Annotated in this window: 12 protein-coding genes; 9 read left to right on the top strand and 3 right to left on the bottom strand. The window is 34.7% G+C overall.

Annotated elements, in window-relative coordinates; genetic code table 11:
• The first annotated feature begins 125 nt into the window (after positions 1–125).
• Both FPG59_RS07575 and FPG59_RS07570 read left to right on the top strand, forming a co-directional pair.
• Positions 126–833, top strand: coding sequence for a DUF6090 family protein (locus tag FPG59_RS07575; protein WP_086454020.1), 708 nt, complete (start codon positions 126–128; stop codon positions 831–833).
• A gap of 304 nt (positions 834–1,137) precedes the next feature.
• Positions 1,138–2,832 carry a carboxypeptidase-like regulatory domain-containing protein gene (locus FPG59_RS07570; protein ID WP_254906666.1) on the top strand — a complete coding sequence of 565 codons (1,695 nt, stop codon included), beginning with the start codon at positions 1,138–1,140 and terminating at the stop codon, positions 2,830–2,832.
• Positions 2,833–2,970: 138 nt separating this feature from the next.
• On the opposite strand, the gene FPG59_RS07565 is transcribed toward FPG59_RS07570, so the two are convergent.
• Positions 2,971–5,574, bottom strand: a complete 2,604-nt coding sequence (locus FPG59_RS07565) for a T9SS type A sorting domain-containing protein (RefSeq protein ID WP_086454018.1) — start codon at positions 5,572–5,574, stop codon at positions 2,971–2,973.
• Between the two features lie 143 nt (positions 5,575–5,717).
• A complete protein-coding gene (locus FPG59_RS07560) occupies positions 5,718–7,268 on the bottom strand; it encodes an SDR family NAD(P)-dependent oxidoreductase (protein WP_086454017.1) in 1,551 nt (516 codons plus the stop codon).
• 272 nt (positions 7,269–7,540) lie between these two features.
• Here FPG59_RS07560 and FPG59_RS07555 point away from each other — a divergent pair, with 272 nt between their 5' ends.
• Positions 7,541–8,320: an O-methyltransferase gene (locus FPG59_RS07555; protein ID WP_086454016.1), complete on the top strand. Its 780-nt coding sequence runs from the start codon at positions 7,541–7,543 to the stop codon at positions 8,318–8,320.
• A gap of 54 nt (positions 8,321–8,374) precedes the next feature.
• Here the strand turns inward: FPG59_RS07555 and FPG59_RS07550 are convergent, their stop codons facing one another.
• Positions 8,375–9,046 (bottom strand): DUF6565 domain-containing protein, encoded by a 672-nt coding sequence (locus FPG59_RS07550; protein ID WP_086454015.1) that lies wholly within the window; start codon positions 9,044–9,046, stop codon positions 8,375–8,377.
• Positions 9,047–9,421: 375 nt separating this feature from the next.
• On the opposite strand from FPG59_RS07550, the gene FPG59_RS07545 reads away from it, so the two are divergent.
• The 6 genes from FPG59_RS07545 to FPG59_RS07520 all read left to right on the top strand — a co-directional run.
• Positions 9,422–10,108, top strand: a complete 687-nt coding sequence (locus tag FPG59_RS07545) for an ABC transporter ATP-binding protein (protein ID WP_086454014.1) — start codon at positions 9,422–9,424, stop codon at positions 10,106–10,108.
• A gap of 209 nt (positions 10,109–10,317) precedes the next feature.
• Entirely contained in the window at positions 10,318–11,175 is an 858-nt protein-coding gene (locus FPG59_RS07540) for a RimK family alpha-L-glutamate ligase (RefSeq protein ID WP_086454013.1), read from the top strand.
• A 35-nt stretch (positions 11,176–11,210) separates the two neighbouring features.
• A complete protein-coding gene (locus FPG59_RS07535; RefSeq protein ID WP_086454012.1) occupies positions 11,211–11,780 on the top strand; it encodes a cob(I)yrinic acid a,c-diamide adenosyltransferase in 570 nt (189 codons plus the stop codon).
• Positions 11,781–11,963: 183 nt separating this feature from the next.
• Positions 11,964–12,185: a DUF2795 domain-containing protein gene (locus FPG59_RS07530; RefSeq protein WP_007138072.1), complete on the top strand. Its 222-nt coding sequence runs from the start codon at positions 11,964–11,966 to the stop codon at positions 12,183–12,185.
• A gap of 85 nt (positions 12,186–12,270) precedes the next feature.
• Positions 12,271–15,612 (top strand): preprotein translocase subunit SecA, encoded by a 3,342-nt coding sequence (gene secA, locus FPG59_RS07525; RefSeq protein WP_086454011.1) that lies wholly within the window; start codon positions 12,271–12,273, stop codon positions 15,610–15,612.
• A 530-nt stretch (positions 15,613–16,142) separates the two neighbouring features.
• Positions 16,143–16,584, top strand: a 442-nt coding sequence (locus tag FPG59_RS07520) for a toll/interleukin-1 receptor domain-containing protein (RefSeq protein WP_140344608.1), incomplete at its 3' end; no start/stop codon positions are given.

The raw sequence follows: 16,584 nt of genomic DNA, 5'->3' as shown, positions 1-16,584 counted from the left end.
GACTTATACGTATTGATAATGGAAGATTGAATTGATCTCATGAAATCAATATACAAGTTGTAAAAACAGTTTAAAAAAATGAACGAATAGACAAATTAAAGGAACAATATTTTAACCAAAACTATATGCAAGAAGAAGTAAAAAAACACACCAAAAAAATTTACAAAACCATGACAAATAAAGAACACACTTTGGGAGAGAAATCAAAAGAAATCATCATAGAAATTTTCATAATCGTTTTTGCTGTAACACTTTCAATATGGTTACACAGTTGGAGTGAACACAGACATCAACAAGAAGAAGTAGCCGTGTTTCTTGGTAATTTAAAGAATGATATTAAGAATGACATAAAAAATATCGACATTGAAAAGAAAGGATACCAAAATTCAAACAAAGGCTATGAAAAAATTTTAGCACTAACTACTCTCCAACTTGACAGTATTTATAAGTCTAAAAATGTGGTTGATTTTCCAATTTATTCACATGGACAAATAATGAGTATTGGTAATTATGAAGGTTTTAAGTCAAGTGGCAAAATAGGCTACATTGAAGACGAAAAATTAAAACAGAAAATCTTAAATTATTACCAAATATATGTACCGGCAGTTAACGAAGTTAATAAAATTTATAATGATTTTCTGTTCAAGTGTTTTGATAAAATGATAGAAAATGCAGATAAGCCTGAAGAAAAAATGTATGCAGACCCAAAATTTAAAAAGACAATAGAATTTCTTGTCAAACTAGGTAATAATAACATAAGGGTTTATGACCAAAACACAAAACCAGAGGCGTATGAGCTTATTAAAGAAATTGACAAAGAACTTCAAAAATAACAACGGCACACAACCGCCGTATGGCAATATGGCGGGTGTAAAATTAATATGAAGTTGGCTTTGCCTTTGGGATAATTTGTTTTGGATGTTTGCTATCGATTGGGTAGTAAAACCCAATGTTGCGGCTATAAAAATGATTTCATACACGCATAGCGCTACATTGCATTAGTTGCCCAAAAAACAAGTAACCGCCCTTCGGAAATGAAATAGTTCTTCCTTATACTGCGCAAATATCCAACTTTTCGCTCACAAACATACTCACAAAAAAATACAACAAACCCCACCTCAAGTTCATAATCATAACTTGGGATGGGGTTTTACGTATGAATACATTAACAGAAAATTAGCACAATTACACTACTTGAGTATTGAAATAACGTATACATTTGACAATCAATTTCAATCATCAATCTGTAAATCAACTCAAATGAACGTAAAATCTGCAAACACACCCATCAAAAAAAAATCTAAATTCATACCATACCTACTCTTGTTGAGTACAATTTTGTTTTTTCAATATTCTTGGTCACAAAATATTTCAGTAAAAATAATTGATGCCACTACTAAAGAGCCCATACCTTACGCCACCATCAATATTGATAAAAAAGAACATTTAATCTCAAATGCCGAAGGTTTTTTTAACTTATCTGAAACTGCAATTCAAGACGAAAATACACTAACCATTACCTATCTAGGCTACAAAAATCTTGAAGTTAAAGTAAGTCAATTATCAAAACTAGATTACATTTTAGCCCTTACTCCTACTATTTTTGAATTAGATGATGTACAAGTAAATGGTGAAAAACCAAATCCATATTCAATCATGGCTACCGTTAAAGCAAATCTTTCTTTGAATTACAGCAATACCGATAATCCTATCAAAGACATGCTATTTGTTAGAAAATCAACAGCGACCAATCCTCAGGAAATTGTAGTTGATGTAAATAAGTCTACAGGTTTTTCAAAACAAGCGCTCAAACAAGTAAATAGTGATATTCAAAACTTCACCAATACCTTAGTTAAATCACCTCCAAAAGAGTACACAGACATGTTGTGTAATTTATTTACTCATACTATTAAAAAAGACAGTAAGTCATTTGTATCACATAAAATGAACGTTCTCAAAGCAACGGTTCTCAAAAATGAAGGAAGTGCAACCTCATCAGAAGAGTTGAAACAAATAGGCATAAAAACAATGCTAAAACACTTAGATTCTACTAAGTATTACCGCATTAAAAGTGGACTCTTTGGTTCCCAAGACACCATTTCATTGCGGAAAGATTTCAATAAAAAGAAAACAAAAAATAAAAAAATAGATCAAAGTACGCTGCTTACAACCACAAAATACAATTTAACACAATTCATCCAGAACAATAATTTAGGGAAATCTTCTGAGCATGATTTTATCAATAACCCAGAACTGTACCGTTACAAGTTTGAAGGAACTACTTTTACAGAGGATAACGATTATGCATTTGTACTTTCATTTTCACCAAAAAAAGGCAATGCAAAATTTACAGGTAAACTCTACATTAATGAGTCTGACTATGCCGTTCTTAGAGCTGAATACCAACTTGATGAGGGAGAGAAACTTAACAATGTTAATTTAAAATGGCTTTTAGGCATTAAAGTAGCTCAGAATACTAAAAAAGGAATTTTAATGTTTCGCAAAAAATCTGAAAACAAGAATTACTACTTGCATTATGCCTCTGAAGAAAATGGCAATTATTTTTATGTAAACCGACCTTTGAAATTTATTGAAATCACAAAAGAGGACAAAGACATTCTATCATTAGACATAAAATTTGAAGGCAACTCTTTAACTAAAACTGAATTTTTAAATCTATCACATTCCCTTGTAACAGATGCTGATGTTGCAAAAGTTGTTGAGAATAAATTCAACATTGTAGCCTTAAAATCATACGACCCTAAAATATGGAAAGGCTACCATGCAATTGAACCAGTAGCTGAATTAAAGCGATTTAGAGTAAAAGATTAATTTAATCATGCAATTATATGTTATTATGCTCAATAGTAAATAATTTTAAAAATAAAATGGCTGTACAACAATACAGCCATTTTACTAACTAACTAACTAAAAAAAAAAAAAAAACTAACTAAAAACTATTTAACAAAATCACTTAACAATTATTTTTACAACTTCATAGGATGAAGTAGAGCTGATTATTTTACTAAAATAAATACCTGAAGTCAACATTGATTTAGAAATCTGAACTTCATTATTTCCTACTTGAGTATCGTGGTAAATGGTGGAAACTAACTTTCCATTTATATTATAAATTTCTATTGCAACTCTTTCTGCATCCGTTGCTGTAAAACGCAGTTTTGAATTATCATCTATTGGGTTTGGCGATATCGACACTTTGTTTCCTTGTGATGCCAAATCAAATTCTGCTGTGTCTAATGTGAGATTCTTAGAAAATTGAATGGTTTGTAAATCCATCTCTTTTACTGTTGGTTTCCCATCAAGAGTAGTCATTTTAAACACTATTGTTTTTATGTCATTCAAAACTAATGGATTTCCTGTACTAGAAACAAACGCAGTAAACGGTATGGCAAAATCCTGTAAATCTCCAGTAAGAGTAATTGTTGCTTTGTACTGTTGTTCCCAGTTTGCAATACTATTTTTTACAAAAACTATTTCTAGGATACCTGTACCTTTACCACGCAAATGCAAACTTTTGTAGGTTGACAAATCTACTGCTTTAAACCTTGGAGTTAGGGCTCTGTAGGCAGCCACATAATCTGTTGTGGTGGCCGTAAGATTTAAGTTGCGCTCCACAGGAAAACTTCCAGTATCATATTCTTTTGTATTAACACCTACACTATAATTAGTAACAGTTGTTGTACTTGCTGGAGCGTCAATTCCCCAAGGCCCATCAGATAAAAATAAATCATCTGGAGTGGCAACTCCATCTCCTATTCTAAATCCAATGTCAAACAAATTACCCGTTGGCACCACAATATCCGTTACATATTTTTTATTCAAATCAATTGTACTGTTCATTTTTTGCTCAGCACTAGTTTCTGTTTTTCTCAAACCTCCGTCAAAAGTTACGGTGCTTGTAGCATTTGTATTGATAATTTGCAATTCTAAGTTTCCATTAACATATCTTCCTTTTTTAACAAAAACTGTTGGTGGCTCAGACAAACTATATCCAGAAATTGGTTTTTGTTTTTGAATTAAACTCACAACCTCTTGCCCTATTTTGAACAAATCATCTATTGAGTTTGTCCAAATTTGAAAATTATAGAAACCAATATTTTTTTGATATTTATCAAGATTCCAATGACTTTCTAGCGCATAATTCGCATCTGCATTTACTTTCTTAGCAGAGAAACTCAATACATATTCAATACTATTATCTGCATTTTTTATGATGGTTTTGATAAAAGGCTGCTCGTTAATTTCAATAGTTGAAACTGAAATAATTTGCGCACCTAATAAACGATCACAAATAAATTTAGTATGCTCATAAACGCCATTATCTGTTTTCAAAGCTAATATAGAAGCAATTGTTTTATTGTTTTTAATATAATCTACTGAGTATACTTCGGATGCATTGGTTATAGAAAGTAAATCTGTAGGTGTAGATTCTACAACTGATTGCTCGTTAATGATTCCAAAAGGAATAAAATCTTTAAGTACTGTACCCGATGCTTTTCTAGAAAACAAACTTGGTTTTGTTACTTTTTTAGCTGATGCGGTATCAAATTTGTAAGCAGTTTTTACTCTGTTAAAATTTCGTTTGTTTATTTGTTCCGATAATCTATTGTTACTCTCTAGTCCGCCCTCATTAGCTCCTGAGATAGAAGCTTCAAACACAGGACAAGTAGCATATCCTGAACAAGATGGATCATCACAATCAATTAAATTATCGCCATCATCATCAATACCATTATCACAAATCTCTTGAGGAACAGGCGCTGTAGGACAACGTGCTCCATCATTGCTAGAACTTGACGGACCAAAGGCAAATAAGTTTGAGTTCATCCCTATTAAACCATTCAAGTCCTTCACATCACGAACCACATAAACAGTTCCTGTTTGATTAGCAGATACATAAAAACTACCTGCTAAATCAAAATACACGGCACCATAAGTATAATTATTACCTAACAATACAGGCACAACACCTAGATTAGTAACTACTCCATTTAATGGGTTCACTCTGTAGAGAATATTAGTAGCTTGTTCTACGGTGTATAGATTTCCATCTGCAGCATTAAAAGCCCAATCGTGAACGTTAATACTTTGTGACAATTCAAAAGATCCTAAATACTGTAAATATGATGGTGAGGCCGGATCTAAATCTATTTTGTAATACGTACTTCCTCCTGATTTAAAAAAATAAATTCCTTCTGGACTCACATCACCCACATATCTACTCCCGTCAGGCAAAGCAGGAATGGTGTAAATAGTAGTATTGAAATTTTTCCCTATTCTTACAATAGATTTAGATGGAGAAGTTAAATAACCCCAAATATATCCATCTTTAGCATTGTAACCTGCACCATTGATGTTTCCAGCTGTGATATTTTGAGCAACTGAAATAGAATTTCCCGAAGCCAAATCAATAGCAAACACATCATTATTTTGAATCAAATACGCATTGAAATCACAATTAAAGGGTATATCTTGTGCACCTGATGTAGTGGTTAAAAGTAGCAAAAAAAACAAAAATGCTCTTGGTCCTTGACAATGTAGAATTTTAATCATATCTATTTCCTTTTAAATAATCAACATTGTAAAATTAATTCAATGATCTACAAGAAAATAAATATTTAGATATAGGATAGAGTAACTATCGATGAATGGTCTATTTCTATAGACCATTCAAAAAAAAATACGTAAACCACTATCTACCAAGGAATAGGATTGTAATCTTTTAAAAACTTACCGCACCAATGTTTACCGGTATTGATGCCGTCAAATAGCGGATCCATCACTCGAGCCGCGCCATCTACAATATCTAAAGGCGGTTGAAAATCTTGCTCTTCCTGTTTTCTTTTGGCCAATTCAGCGGGATCCTCATCGGTGACCCAACCGGTATCTACTGCATTCATAAAAATTCCGTCTTTTGCCAAAGTTCCAGAGGAAGTGTGCGTCAACATATTCAAAGCGGCTTTTGCCATGTTGGTATGCGGATGTCGGTCTTCCTTGAAAAAGCGATGGAACTTCCCTTCCATAGCCGATACATTAATGATGTGTTTTTTACCCGTATTGTCTTTCTTCATGACTTCCGAAAGGCGGTTACACAATACAAAAGGCGCTACGGAATTCACCAACTGCACTTCAATCATTTCAGTAGTTTCTATTTGTCCCAAGCGCAAGCGCCAGCTGTTGGTTTTTCTTAAATCAACTTGCTGCAAATCGGCATCAAGTTCACCTTCCGGAAAAACTTCTTGTGCTACCAAGGCATTGTCAAACGAATACGGAATCTGCGATAATTTGGCGGAAGCCCGCAACCCAATTCCAGGTTCTGGTCCGTGCCAAGTTACAGGCATATTTTCATTGGATGAAAAACCAGTAGTCAACACTTTTAATTCATTCAAACAATTGATATGATCCAGTAATAACTCCTGTGCGTGTTGCGGTAAAGTGTCTATGGAACGCTCCTCGTTTTCCATTAAATGCGTATAGAATCCGGATGGACGTCTTACGGTTTGGGCTGCATTATTAATTAAAATATCCAAATGATCGTATTTTTGCTCTATGAAATTACAGAAAATTTCCACACTGGGAATATGCCGTAAATCCAATCCATGAATTTTCAACCGATGTCCCCAATCCATGAAATCGTCTTCCTTAGAAAAACGCAAAGCCGAATCAACTGGGAAACGAGTGGTGGCAATAACGGTTGCGCCTCCTCGTAAAAGCATCAACGTAATGTGATAGCCTATTTTTAAGCGAGAACCAGTAATTACAGCAACTTGCCCCTTTACATCGGCGGTTTGAAAACGTTTAGCATAATTAAAATCACCACAATCCGTACACATGGAATCATAAAAATGGTGCATTTTAGTAAACTCCGTTTTACATACGTAACAATTTCTTGGTGTTTCCAGTTCTAATTGTTCTTTGTTTACGAGATCATTGTACGCCAATAATTTGGGCGCCATAAACACACTAGCTTCTCTAGCATGACGGATTCCTGTTTCTTTCCTTGCGGTTCTATCTTGCTTTTCTTTTTTACGTTTGGCTACTAATTTTCCATCTTTTTTTCTACGAGATAGTTCGTCGCGATCCGGTCTAGAAAACATTCCAGCCGCTTTTATTAAAGCCGTTCGTTGCTCTTTTGGGATATCAAATATTTGGTCGGTATCAGTATTCAGTTGTGCTAAAATAGCAATACATCGGTCAATTTCTTCTGAGCTTATAGCCGTTTTATGTTCTATTTGTTCCATCATCATCGTAAAAAAGGGATATTATTCTTGTGCAAATTTCAAGGGCGCAAATATAACCTTTTTAAAGTCGTAAAGCTTCAAGGTAATACCGTCTCTATAATCCAAGTGCTAGGATGGTAGTTTTGCATTTTGGGTTTCGGCATTTATCTTACTATCTTCGCACCTACAATTTTCTTTCACAAAGACGCACGAAGCACCCCAAAGAGATACAAAATTTCAGAAAAACTGCGTCCTTTTGAGTTTCATCTTTGAGAATCAATGTGTAACAAAAAAGTACTATGCTGTTTCAACTTAAATCATATTTAAAATTTCTTTGGCACTCCAAAAATGAGCATGCAGTACATTCTCCGTTTGTATTTAGTTTACTGACGAAATGTTTTTATGATAAAAAATTAAAACCAGAATATGCTGTTTTAAGAAAATACAGAAACACGCTTTTAGCAAATAGTAATTCGATTGAAGTGACTGATTTTGGTGCGGGATCCAAAGTGTTCAAATCGAATACGAGAGTCGTTGCAAAGATTGCGAGAACGGCAGGAATCTCTACGAAACGAGCCGAATTATTATTCCGAATTACCCGTTACTTGCAACCGGAAACTATTCTAGAAATAGGAACTTCATTAGGATTAGCAACTTCGGCACTAGCTTTAGGGAATTTTAAAGCCAAAATAACAACTGTGGAAGGATGTCCTAATACAATGGCACTTGCAAAAAGTCAATTTCAAGCATTCCATTTTGATAATGTAAATCCAATCGTTGCAGAATTTAGTAATTATTTAAGTGACTTTAAACCTTCGAATTTCGACTTTAAACTCATTTATTTCGATGGCAATCACTCTAAGAAAGCAACTTTAGATTATTTTGAAGCCTTACTTCCAACTATAACAAATGATACGCTGTGGATATTCGATGATATTCATTGGTCGCCAGAAATGGAAGAAGCATGGGAAATAATACAAAACCATCCAAAAGTGACCGTGACAATTGATACGTTTCAATGGGGATTGATTTTTTTTAGGAGAGAACAACCCAAACAACATTTTATAATTAGAACCTAAAAAAAAATGACAGCCATTACTGACTGTCATTTTCAACATTGAATTAATTATCCCTTATTCTTTAGCACTCTTCATTTCACTTGTTTTTGCTCCCATACGGTTTAACGTATACATAGGTGCAAATTTCAATTTTAAACCTGCAATTTTATTATTATCTGCACTGGTAAGACCTTCTTTTTCAACAGTGTTTTTACGGCTATCAAGTGCTTCATACATCAATTTTACTTCATCCCAATCCTCACGAGAGTAGGCATCTTTATTGCTTTCAACAGTATCCACAAATTGTTGGTACACATTCAATATATTGTTTTTATTAACCCATACAAAACTCATGTCATCACCTACTTTTCCTTCGCCAAAAAGTGCATTACGCATTTGTTGTTTTTGATTTACTGGCAATGCAGCAAGTGCTTCGGCTCTCATTTTTTCAAGATTCGCTCTCATCGTTTCATACTTAACTCTACTTGCCTCAATACGCGCTTTAGCTTCAGCGTCATCAGCCATGTCTGCTAGAGCTGCTTCGGCTTCGGCACTTTTTAATTTAAACTCAGATTCTATTTCCATCCAGTTGTCCTTAGTGTCCTCTGCAGCTACATTGCTCAAAGAGTCTACATACATTACATAATTGTCTACTTTACCTTTAGCTTGCTCTGTTTTTTCATCTTTACAAGCTGTAAATCCTATTGCAATTACAGCAAGTCCTAATACTAGTTTTGTATTTTTCATTTTTTTATGTTTTAGTGGTTAATACGTGACAAATGTATAGGCAAACATTTCATTTTCAATTTAAAACAAAAAATTATGCAACTAATTACTATAATTGTGCAAAACTGACTAAAACAATGAGAATGCTTTACAAACAGTAATTATAGAGATTGTCTTGCGAAGTTTTAGCTGAGGATTTCATGTCTATGTATAAGGTACTGATTCCCGCATTTAGACATCCTAGTTTATAAAAACGAAAACCAAATCAAATTACTACATCAATTCGTGTAACAAATAAAAAAAAGTGCTACTTATTACTCAAATAAAACTTTTATACCTTTATATCTCAACTTAACAGCATCTTTCAGGTAACGAAAGAATAAAATTTAATAAAGAATGGCAAACCCACTAATTCAGATCACCGATATTAAGCGAAATTTTGTTCTAGGAAATGAAATTGTATATGTACTTAAAGGAATTAATTTACAAATCAATAAAGGAGAATATGTTGCATTAATGGGACCTTCAGGATCAGGTAAATCTACTTTAATGAATTTATTAGGCTGTCTTGACACTCCTACATCTGGAAATTATATTCTTAACGGAAAAGATGTGAGCCAAATGCGTGATGATGAACTAGCCGAAATTAGAAATAAAGAAATAGGTTTTGTGTTTCAAACTTTTAATCTATTACCAAGAACGACTGCCTTAGACAATGTAGCCTTGCCTATGATTTATGCTGGTTTTTCAAAATCAGAAAGAAATAAGCGTGCCACCGAAGTACTGGAACAAGTAAACCTTTCTGACAGAATGGACCACCAACCCAATCAGCTTTCTGGAGGTCAAAGACAGCGTGTGGCCATTGCAAGAGCATTGGTAAACAAACCTTCTATTATTCTTGCTGATGAGCCTACAGGAAACTTAGATAGTAAAACCTCTGTAGAAATCATGAAGCTTTTTGGCGATATTCACGCACAAGGAAACACCGTAATATTAGTAACGCACGAAGAGGAAATTGCTGCTTATGCACACCGTGTCATTCGTTTGCGTGATGGTCTTATAGAAAGTGATGTATCAAAGTAATCCGTATTCTGTTGCAGTTTACAGTTTTGTTCAATAAAAAGTAGGTCCTTACCAAACAATGATCCAGTATTATTTTGACAGTAATTTTTAGAAAAAAACTTAAATTCAATTACAGTAAAACGAATTAGAAATTCCCCTACGAGTGCTAATCTAGAGTAGAAAATATAATTTCAATTTCTTTTTAAAGCACCGTATAAACTTTCCCATACATGAAAATCGCTTTACTTACCTGCGAAAAACTTCCTAATTTAAATCTGGAGGACCAAAAACTAATTCCAGCACTGGCAAAATATAACATTCAGGCAGTTGCTGCAGTTTGGGACGATGCAAGCATCAATTGGTCTCAATTTGACTGCTTGGTATTTAGAAATACTTGGGACTATTTTGAAAAAGAACAAGCGTTTATACTTTGGCTTGACCAGATTAAAAAATTAGGCGTTAAAACACTAAACACCATTGATACGGTAAAAAATAATATTCATAAATTTTATTTAAAAGAGCTAGAGCAAAAGGGAATTCCCATCATTAAAACTATATTTATTGACAAAACCCAACAGCTGGATCTTGCAAAACTTATCCCAAATCACTGGAATAAAGCAGTCATAAAACCCGCTTTTTCGGCAGGATCTTATCTCACCGAAGTGTTTGATCGAACACAAATTCAAACCATAAACAATCAATATCAATCTATAGCTGCCAGTAAAGAATTGCTGCTTCAGGAATTCATGCCAGAGATTCAAACATTGGGTGAAACATCATTCATTTTTTTTGATAAGAAATTCTCTCATGCTGTGAATAAAAAACCCGTTTCTGGTGATTTTAGAGTACAATCACTCTACGGAGGAAAGTATACGCTGGTAGAACCATCAGCAGAACTCATACAAAAAGCACAAAAAGTAGTCAATACTTTTCAAGAGGATTTGTTGTACGCTCGTGTAGATGGAATTGTCATTGAAGACGAACTTTATTTGATGGAAATAGAATGCATTGAACCAGATTTGTATTTTAACTTAAGTGCTAATTCATTAGACCAATTTGTTGCAGCATTAATAAAATTAATAGCTTAAATTTGTTTTTTTTTATAAAAACTAACCTCCCATTAATGAAAGTATATACAAAAACTGGCGATAAAGGCACTACAGCCCTTTTTGGCGGTACACGAGTAGCCAAAGATCATGCTCGTATAGAAAGTTACGGAACTGTTGACGAGTTGAACTCTCATATTGGTCTTATTCGGGACCAAGACATGAATGCCCATTACAAAGATATTTTAATTGAAATTCAAGACCGCCTTTTTACGGTAGGTGCCATTCTTGCAACGCCGCCAGAAAAAGAAGTTAAGAAAAACGGTGAATTACGTTTGCAAAACTTAGGCATTATTGAAACGGATATAGAATTATTAGAAAATGAAATAGATGCTATGGAAGAAGCACTCCCACCAATGACACATTTTGTATTGCCTGGTGGTCATACCACTGTGTCATATTGTCATATTGCACGCTGTGTATGCCGAAGAGCAGAGCGCCTAGCCGTACATTTAAGTCATGATGAACCCGTTGTTGAAATCGCAATTAAGTACTTAAACCGACTTTCTGACTACCTTTTTGTGTTGGCACGAAAGTTGTCCTACGACTTAAAAGCGGATGAAGTTCAATGGATTCCTAGAAAATAGTATTCAGCTAGCAGTGCGCAGTCTCAGTTTGCAGTTTTATACTGATCACTGAAGACTGACCACTGAAGACTGATCACTGAAGACTAAAAATAAACGTTCTTAACTTTAACTAAAAATAAATCGTTTTTTACTTGTATTTTTCAGTAAAAAATTTATTTTTGCACAAAACTAAATCGACAACAGATGTATTGGACATTAGAATTAGCATCCTATTTAAGTGATGCACCATGGCCTGCTAACAAAGACGAACTTATTGACTACGCTATTAGAGCTGGAGCTCCATTAGAGGTAGTAGAAAACCTTCAATCTATTGAGGATGAAGGCGAAATATATGAATCAATGGAAGAAATATGGCCAGATTATCCCACAGACGAAGATTATCTTTGGAATGAGGATGAATATTAAAAAACAAACCAATTAAAAAGTCTCAAAAGAGGCTTTTTTTTGGTTTAAATTTACGCAAATACACAATTAGAAATATAAAAATATCATGAGTTTCATAAACAGCATAATCAAGGTTTTTGTGGGCGACAAGTCTCAAAAAGACGTCAAAGCACTACAACCCTATCTCACTAAAATTAAAACATTCGAGGAACCCCTTAAAGCTTTATCACATGATGAGTTAAGAGGTAGAACTGTTTTTTTTAAAGAAAAAATCAAACAAGATCGCGCAGACAAAGACGCTAAAATTGCTGCTCTAAAGGTAGAAGTAGAAAACATTGTAGATATTGACAAGAGAGAGGATATTTACGTGGCTATTGACACCCTTGAAAAAGAAGCTTACGAAATTTCAGAAAAAACATTAATGCAAATCCTTCCTGAGGCTTTTGCAGTGGTAAAAGAAACAGCTAGACGTTTTAAAGACAACACCCAAATTGAGGTAACTGCTACCCCAAAAGACCGTGAACTATCTGCCACAAAAACATACATCACCTTAGATGGAGACAAAGCCATCTGGGCTAATTCTTGGAGCGCTGCAGGTAAAGAAATCACTTGGGATATGATTCACTATGACGTTCAGTTAATAGGCGGAATGGTATTGCACGAAGGTAAAGTTGCCGAAATGCAAACTGGTGAGGGAAAAACTTTAGTAGCTACATTGCCACTTTACTTAAATGCCTTGACCGGAAACGGAGTTCACCTTGTAACGGTGAATGATTATCTTGCAAAAAGAGATAGTACTTGGAAAGCACCATTGTTTGAATTTCACGGTATGACGGTGGAATGTATTGACAATTACCAGCCAAGCTCTGAAGGTCGTAAAAAAGCCTACGATGCGGACATCACCTATGGTACCAATAATGAATTTGGTTTTGATTATTTAAGAGATAACATGGCTCATTCTCCAGATGACCTTGTACAAAGAAAACACAATTATGCTATTGTAGATGAGGTTGACTCCGTATTGATTGATGATGCTAGAACTCCTTTAATTATCTCTGGACCAGTTCCACAAGGAGATCGTCACGAGTTCAATGAATTAAAACCAAAAATTGAAAACCTAGTAAGTCTTCAACGTCAATTAGCAAACGGTTTCTTATCTGAGGCTAAAAAACTAATCAAAGAAGGAAACACTAAAGATGGTGGATTTCAATTGCTAAGAGCTTACAGAAGTTTACCTAAGAATAAAGCATTGATTAAATTTTTGAGTGAAGAAGGTATCAAACAACTGCTTCAAAAAACCGAAAATCAATACATGCAAGACAACAAAAGAGAAATGCACAAAATTGATGAGGCATTGTACTTTGTTATCGAAGAAAAAAACAATCAGGTAGAATTAACAGATAATGGAATACAGTACCTATCTGGTGATACAGATGCTGACTTTTTTATCCTACCAGACATTGGAACTGAAATTGCCAATATCGAAAAGAAAAAATTAGAGAAAGACCTTGAAGCCGAAGAGAAAGAAAAATTATTTCAAGACTTCGGGATCAAGAGTGAGCGTATCCATACATTGACACAGCTTTTAAAAGCTTACGCTTTATTCGAAAAAGATGTAGAGTACGTAATCATGGACAACAAAATCATGATTGTAGACGAGCAAACGGGTCGTATCATGGACGGTCGCCGTTATTCTGACGGATTGCACCAAGCCATTGAAGCCAAAGAAAATGTAAAAATCGAGGCTGCTACACAAACTTTTGCAACGGTTACTTTGCAAAACTATTTCAGAATGTACAACAAGCTAGGCGGAATGACTGGAACTGCAGTTACAGAAGCTGGCGAATTGTGGCAAATATACAAGCTTGATGTAGTAGAAATCCCAACTAACAGAGGTATTTCTAGAAAAGACAAAGAAGATTTTATCTACAAAACAACACGTGAAAAATTCAACGCTGTTATTGAAGATGTAACCGAATTGTCTAAAGCTGGAAGACCAGTACTTATTGGAACAACATCGGTTGAAATTTCAGAATTACTAAGCCGAATGTTAAAAATGCGTGGCATCAATCACAATGTATTGAATGCTAAAATGCACAAACAAGAAGCGCAAATTGTGGAGGAAGCTGGAAAACCAGGCGTAGTAACCATTGCTACAAACATGGCTGGTCGTGGTACCGATATCAAATTATCTCCAGAAGTAAAAGCTGCTGGCGGACTTGCCATTGTAGGTACAGAGCGTCATGACTCGCGTCGTGTTGACCGTCAATTACGTGGTCGTGCAGGACGTCAAGGTGATCCTGGAAGTTCTCAGTTTTATGTTTCGCTTGAGGACAACTTAATGCGTTTGTTTGGTTCTGAACGTGTAGCCAAAGTAATGGACCGTATGGGATTACAAGAAGGCGAAGTGATTCAGCACTCTATGATGACCAAATCTATAGAACGCGCTCAAAAGAAAGTAGAAGAAAACAACTTTGGAGTACGTAAGCGTTTGTTAGAATATGATGATGTAATGAATGCGCAGCGTGAAGTAGTCTACAAGCGTCGTCGTCACGCCTTGTTTGGCGAACGCTTAAAGCTGGATATTGCAAACATGCTGTATGATACCTGCGAAGTAATTATTGAGCAAAACAAAGCAATAAATGATTTCAAGAACTTTGAATTTGAATTAATACGCTATTTCTCGATCACATCTCCAGTAACCGAAAGTGAGTTCGCCAAAATGAACCCAATGGATCTTACCGGAAAAGTATACAAAGCAACATTAGATTATTATACTGAAAAAACAGCTCGTAGCGCCCGTGAAGCATTCCCGATAATCAAAAGCGTTTATGAAGATCAAAACAATCAGTTTGAGCGCATCGTAGTTCCATTTACGGACGGAATTAAATCTTTGAATGTTGTTACCGACTTAAAAATGGCTTACGAGTCTCAAGGAGCACAACTAGTTGCTGATTTTGAGAAAAACATCACACTAGCCATTGTAGACGAAGCTTGGAAAAAACACTTGCGCAAAATGGACGAGCTAAAACAATCTGTTCAACTAGCCGTACACGAGCAAAAAGATCCGTTGCTAATTTACAAACTAGAGGCCTTCAACTTGTTTAGAGCCATGATAGATAATGTAAACAAAGAAGTGATTTCATTCTTGTTCAAAGGAGATTTGCCTGCTCAAGAAAACCAACGCATTCAAGAAGCCATTGATGTAACTCCCGTTGAGGATTACACCACTTCAAAAGATGAAATTGTAAGCAGCGAAAGTGCAAATCAAGAAGCCATACAAACACAGCAACGTCAAGTTACAGAGACCATCACTCGCGACATGCCAAAAATCAATCGCAATGACAACGTAACCATTCAAAACGTGGCCAACGGTCAAACACAAGAAATGAAATACAAAAAAGCCGAAAGCCTAATCGCCTCAGGACAATGGGTATTAGTGAACTAAAACCTTTTATTTCAAGATTCATAAAACTCCACTGCGCAAGTAGTGGAGTTTTTTTATGCTATTTTTTCGGGAGCTATTCCCGCCATACGCTGCAAGCTATTTGGTTTCAAACCCTTTTTCTAGGCACTTTCAGGAGCTTCCTGCGGTCGCTCTGCCAGCGCCATAAAAAGTGGTTTTCAACCTGCATAGGCTTTACGCTACTGTCAGGGCTATACTTACATTACTCATAACTGAAGAGACAATATATAAAGACAACGTTCCTTAAAACAAGTAAATAATTCCTAATTTATAAAAAAATATTACTTCACGATTCCTGATTAAAAAGCAGATACATAAGAAAAGTACACAACAAAATAAAAATCCGTTTGATGATTTGTAAAATAAATATTCTATATTTGAAATTAAATAAAACCTGACTCTTGTCAGACAAAGCTACCTTATTTAGGTGTGATATGTCTGATTTTGTCAGACATATATACAAGTTATATGAAAGCCTTACCAACCATATGTATAAATAATTATTGAAAAAAATGGCACTGAATCGATATTATTGGCCAACCAAATTTACTAGCCGTTTAGACTTTCTTAAACAAGGAGTAAAATGTGTATTCCTTTCACATCAGAAAAAAGATAAAGAAGAAGCTAAAAAAATTGCCGACTATTTAATTAAGGCTGGTATTGATGTATATTTTGATGAATATGATAAAGATTTAAAAATTCACCATCAAACCAATAACGCTGTAGGTGTTACTAATTCTATAAAAATGGGAATTAATAACAGTTCGCATATGATTGTTTTGGTTTCACCTAATACTTTATACTCAACATGGGTTCCTTTTGAAATTGGATATGGATATGACAAAACAGAAGTATTCACTCTTTGTCTTAAAGGAATTACAAAAGGTACTCTTCCAGAATATTTAAAAGCTACAAAAATTATTCGTGACATATATGATTTTAATATTTTTTGCG

The sequence above is a fragment of the Flavobacterium sp. FPG59 genome (assembly GCF_002150205.1).
GTDB lineage: Bacteria > Bacteroidota > Bacteroidia > Flavobacteriales > Flavobacteriaceae > Flavobacterium.
Note: the sequence above shows the minus strand (reverse complement) of the source record. Positions and strands in the feature narration are given on the sequence as shown.

Excerpts from the sequence above, each read along its gene's own strand:
- FPG59_RS07535 (WP_086454012.1), top strand. The coding sequence starts at position 11,211 with ATGAAAGTATATACAAAAACTGGCGATAAAGGCACTACAGCCCTTTTT.
- FPG59_RS07540 (WP_086454013.1), top strand. The coding sequence starts at position 10,318 with ATGAAAATCGCTTTACTTACCTGCGAAAAACTTCCTAATTTAAATCTG.
- FPG59_RS07555 (WP_086454016.1), top strand. The coding sequence starts at position 7,541 with ATGCTGTTTCAACTTAAATCATATTTAAAATTTCTTTGGCACTCCAAA.
- FPG59_RS07545 (WP_086454014.1), top strand. The coding sequence starts at position 9,422 with ATGGCAAACCCACTAATTCAGATCACCGATATTAAGCGAAATTTTGTT.
- secA (WP_086454011.1), top strand. The coding sequence starts at position 12,271 with ATGAGTTTCATAAACAGCATAATCAAGGTTTTTGTGGGCGACAAGTCT.
- FPG59_RS07565 (WP_086454018.1), bottom strand. The coding sequence starts at position 5,574 with ATGATTAAAATTCTACATTGTCAAGGACCAAGAGCATTTTTGTTTTTT.
- FPG59_RS07550 (WP_086454015.1), bottom strand. The coding sequence starts at position 9,046 with ATGAAAAATACAAAACTAGTATTAGGACTTGCTGTAATTGCAATAGGA.
- FPG59_RS07560 (WP_086454017.1), bottom strand. The coding sequence starts at position 7,268 with ATGATGATGGAACAAATAGAACATAAAACGGCTATAAGCTCAGAAGAA.
- FPG59_RS07575 (WP_086454020.1), top strand. The coding sequence starts at position 126 with ATGCAAGAAGAAGTAAAAAAACACACCAAAAAAATTTACAAAACCATG.
- FPG59_RS07530 (WP_007138072.1), top strand. The coding sequence starts at position 11,964 with ATGTATTGGACATTAGAATTAGCATCCTATTTAAGTGATGCACCATGG.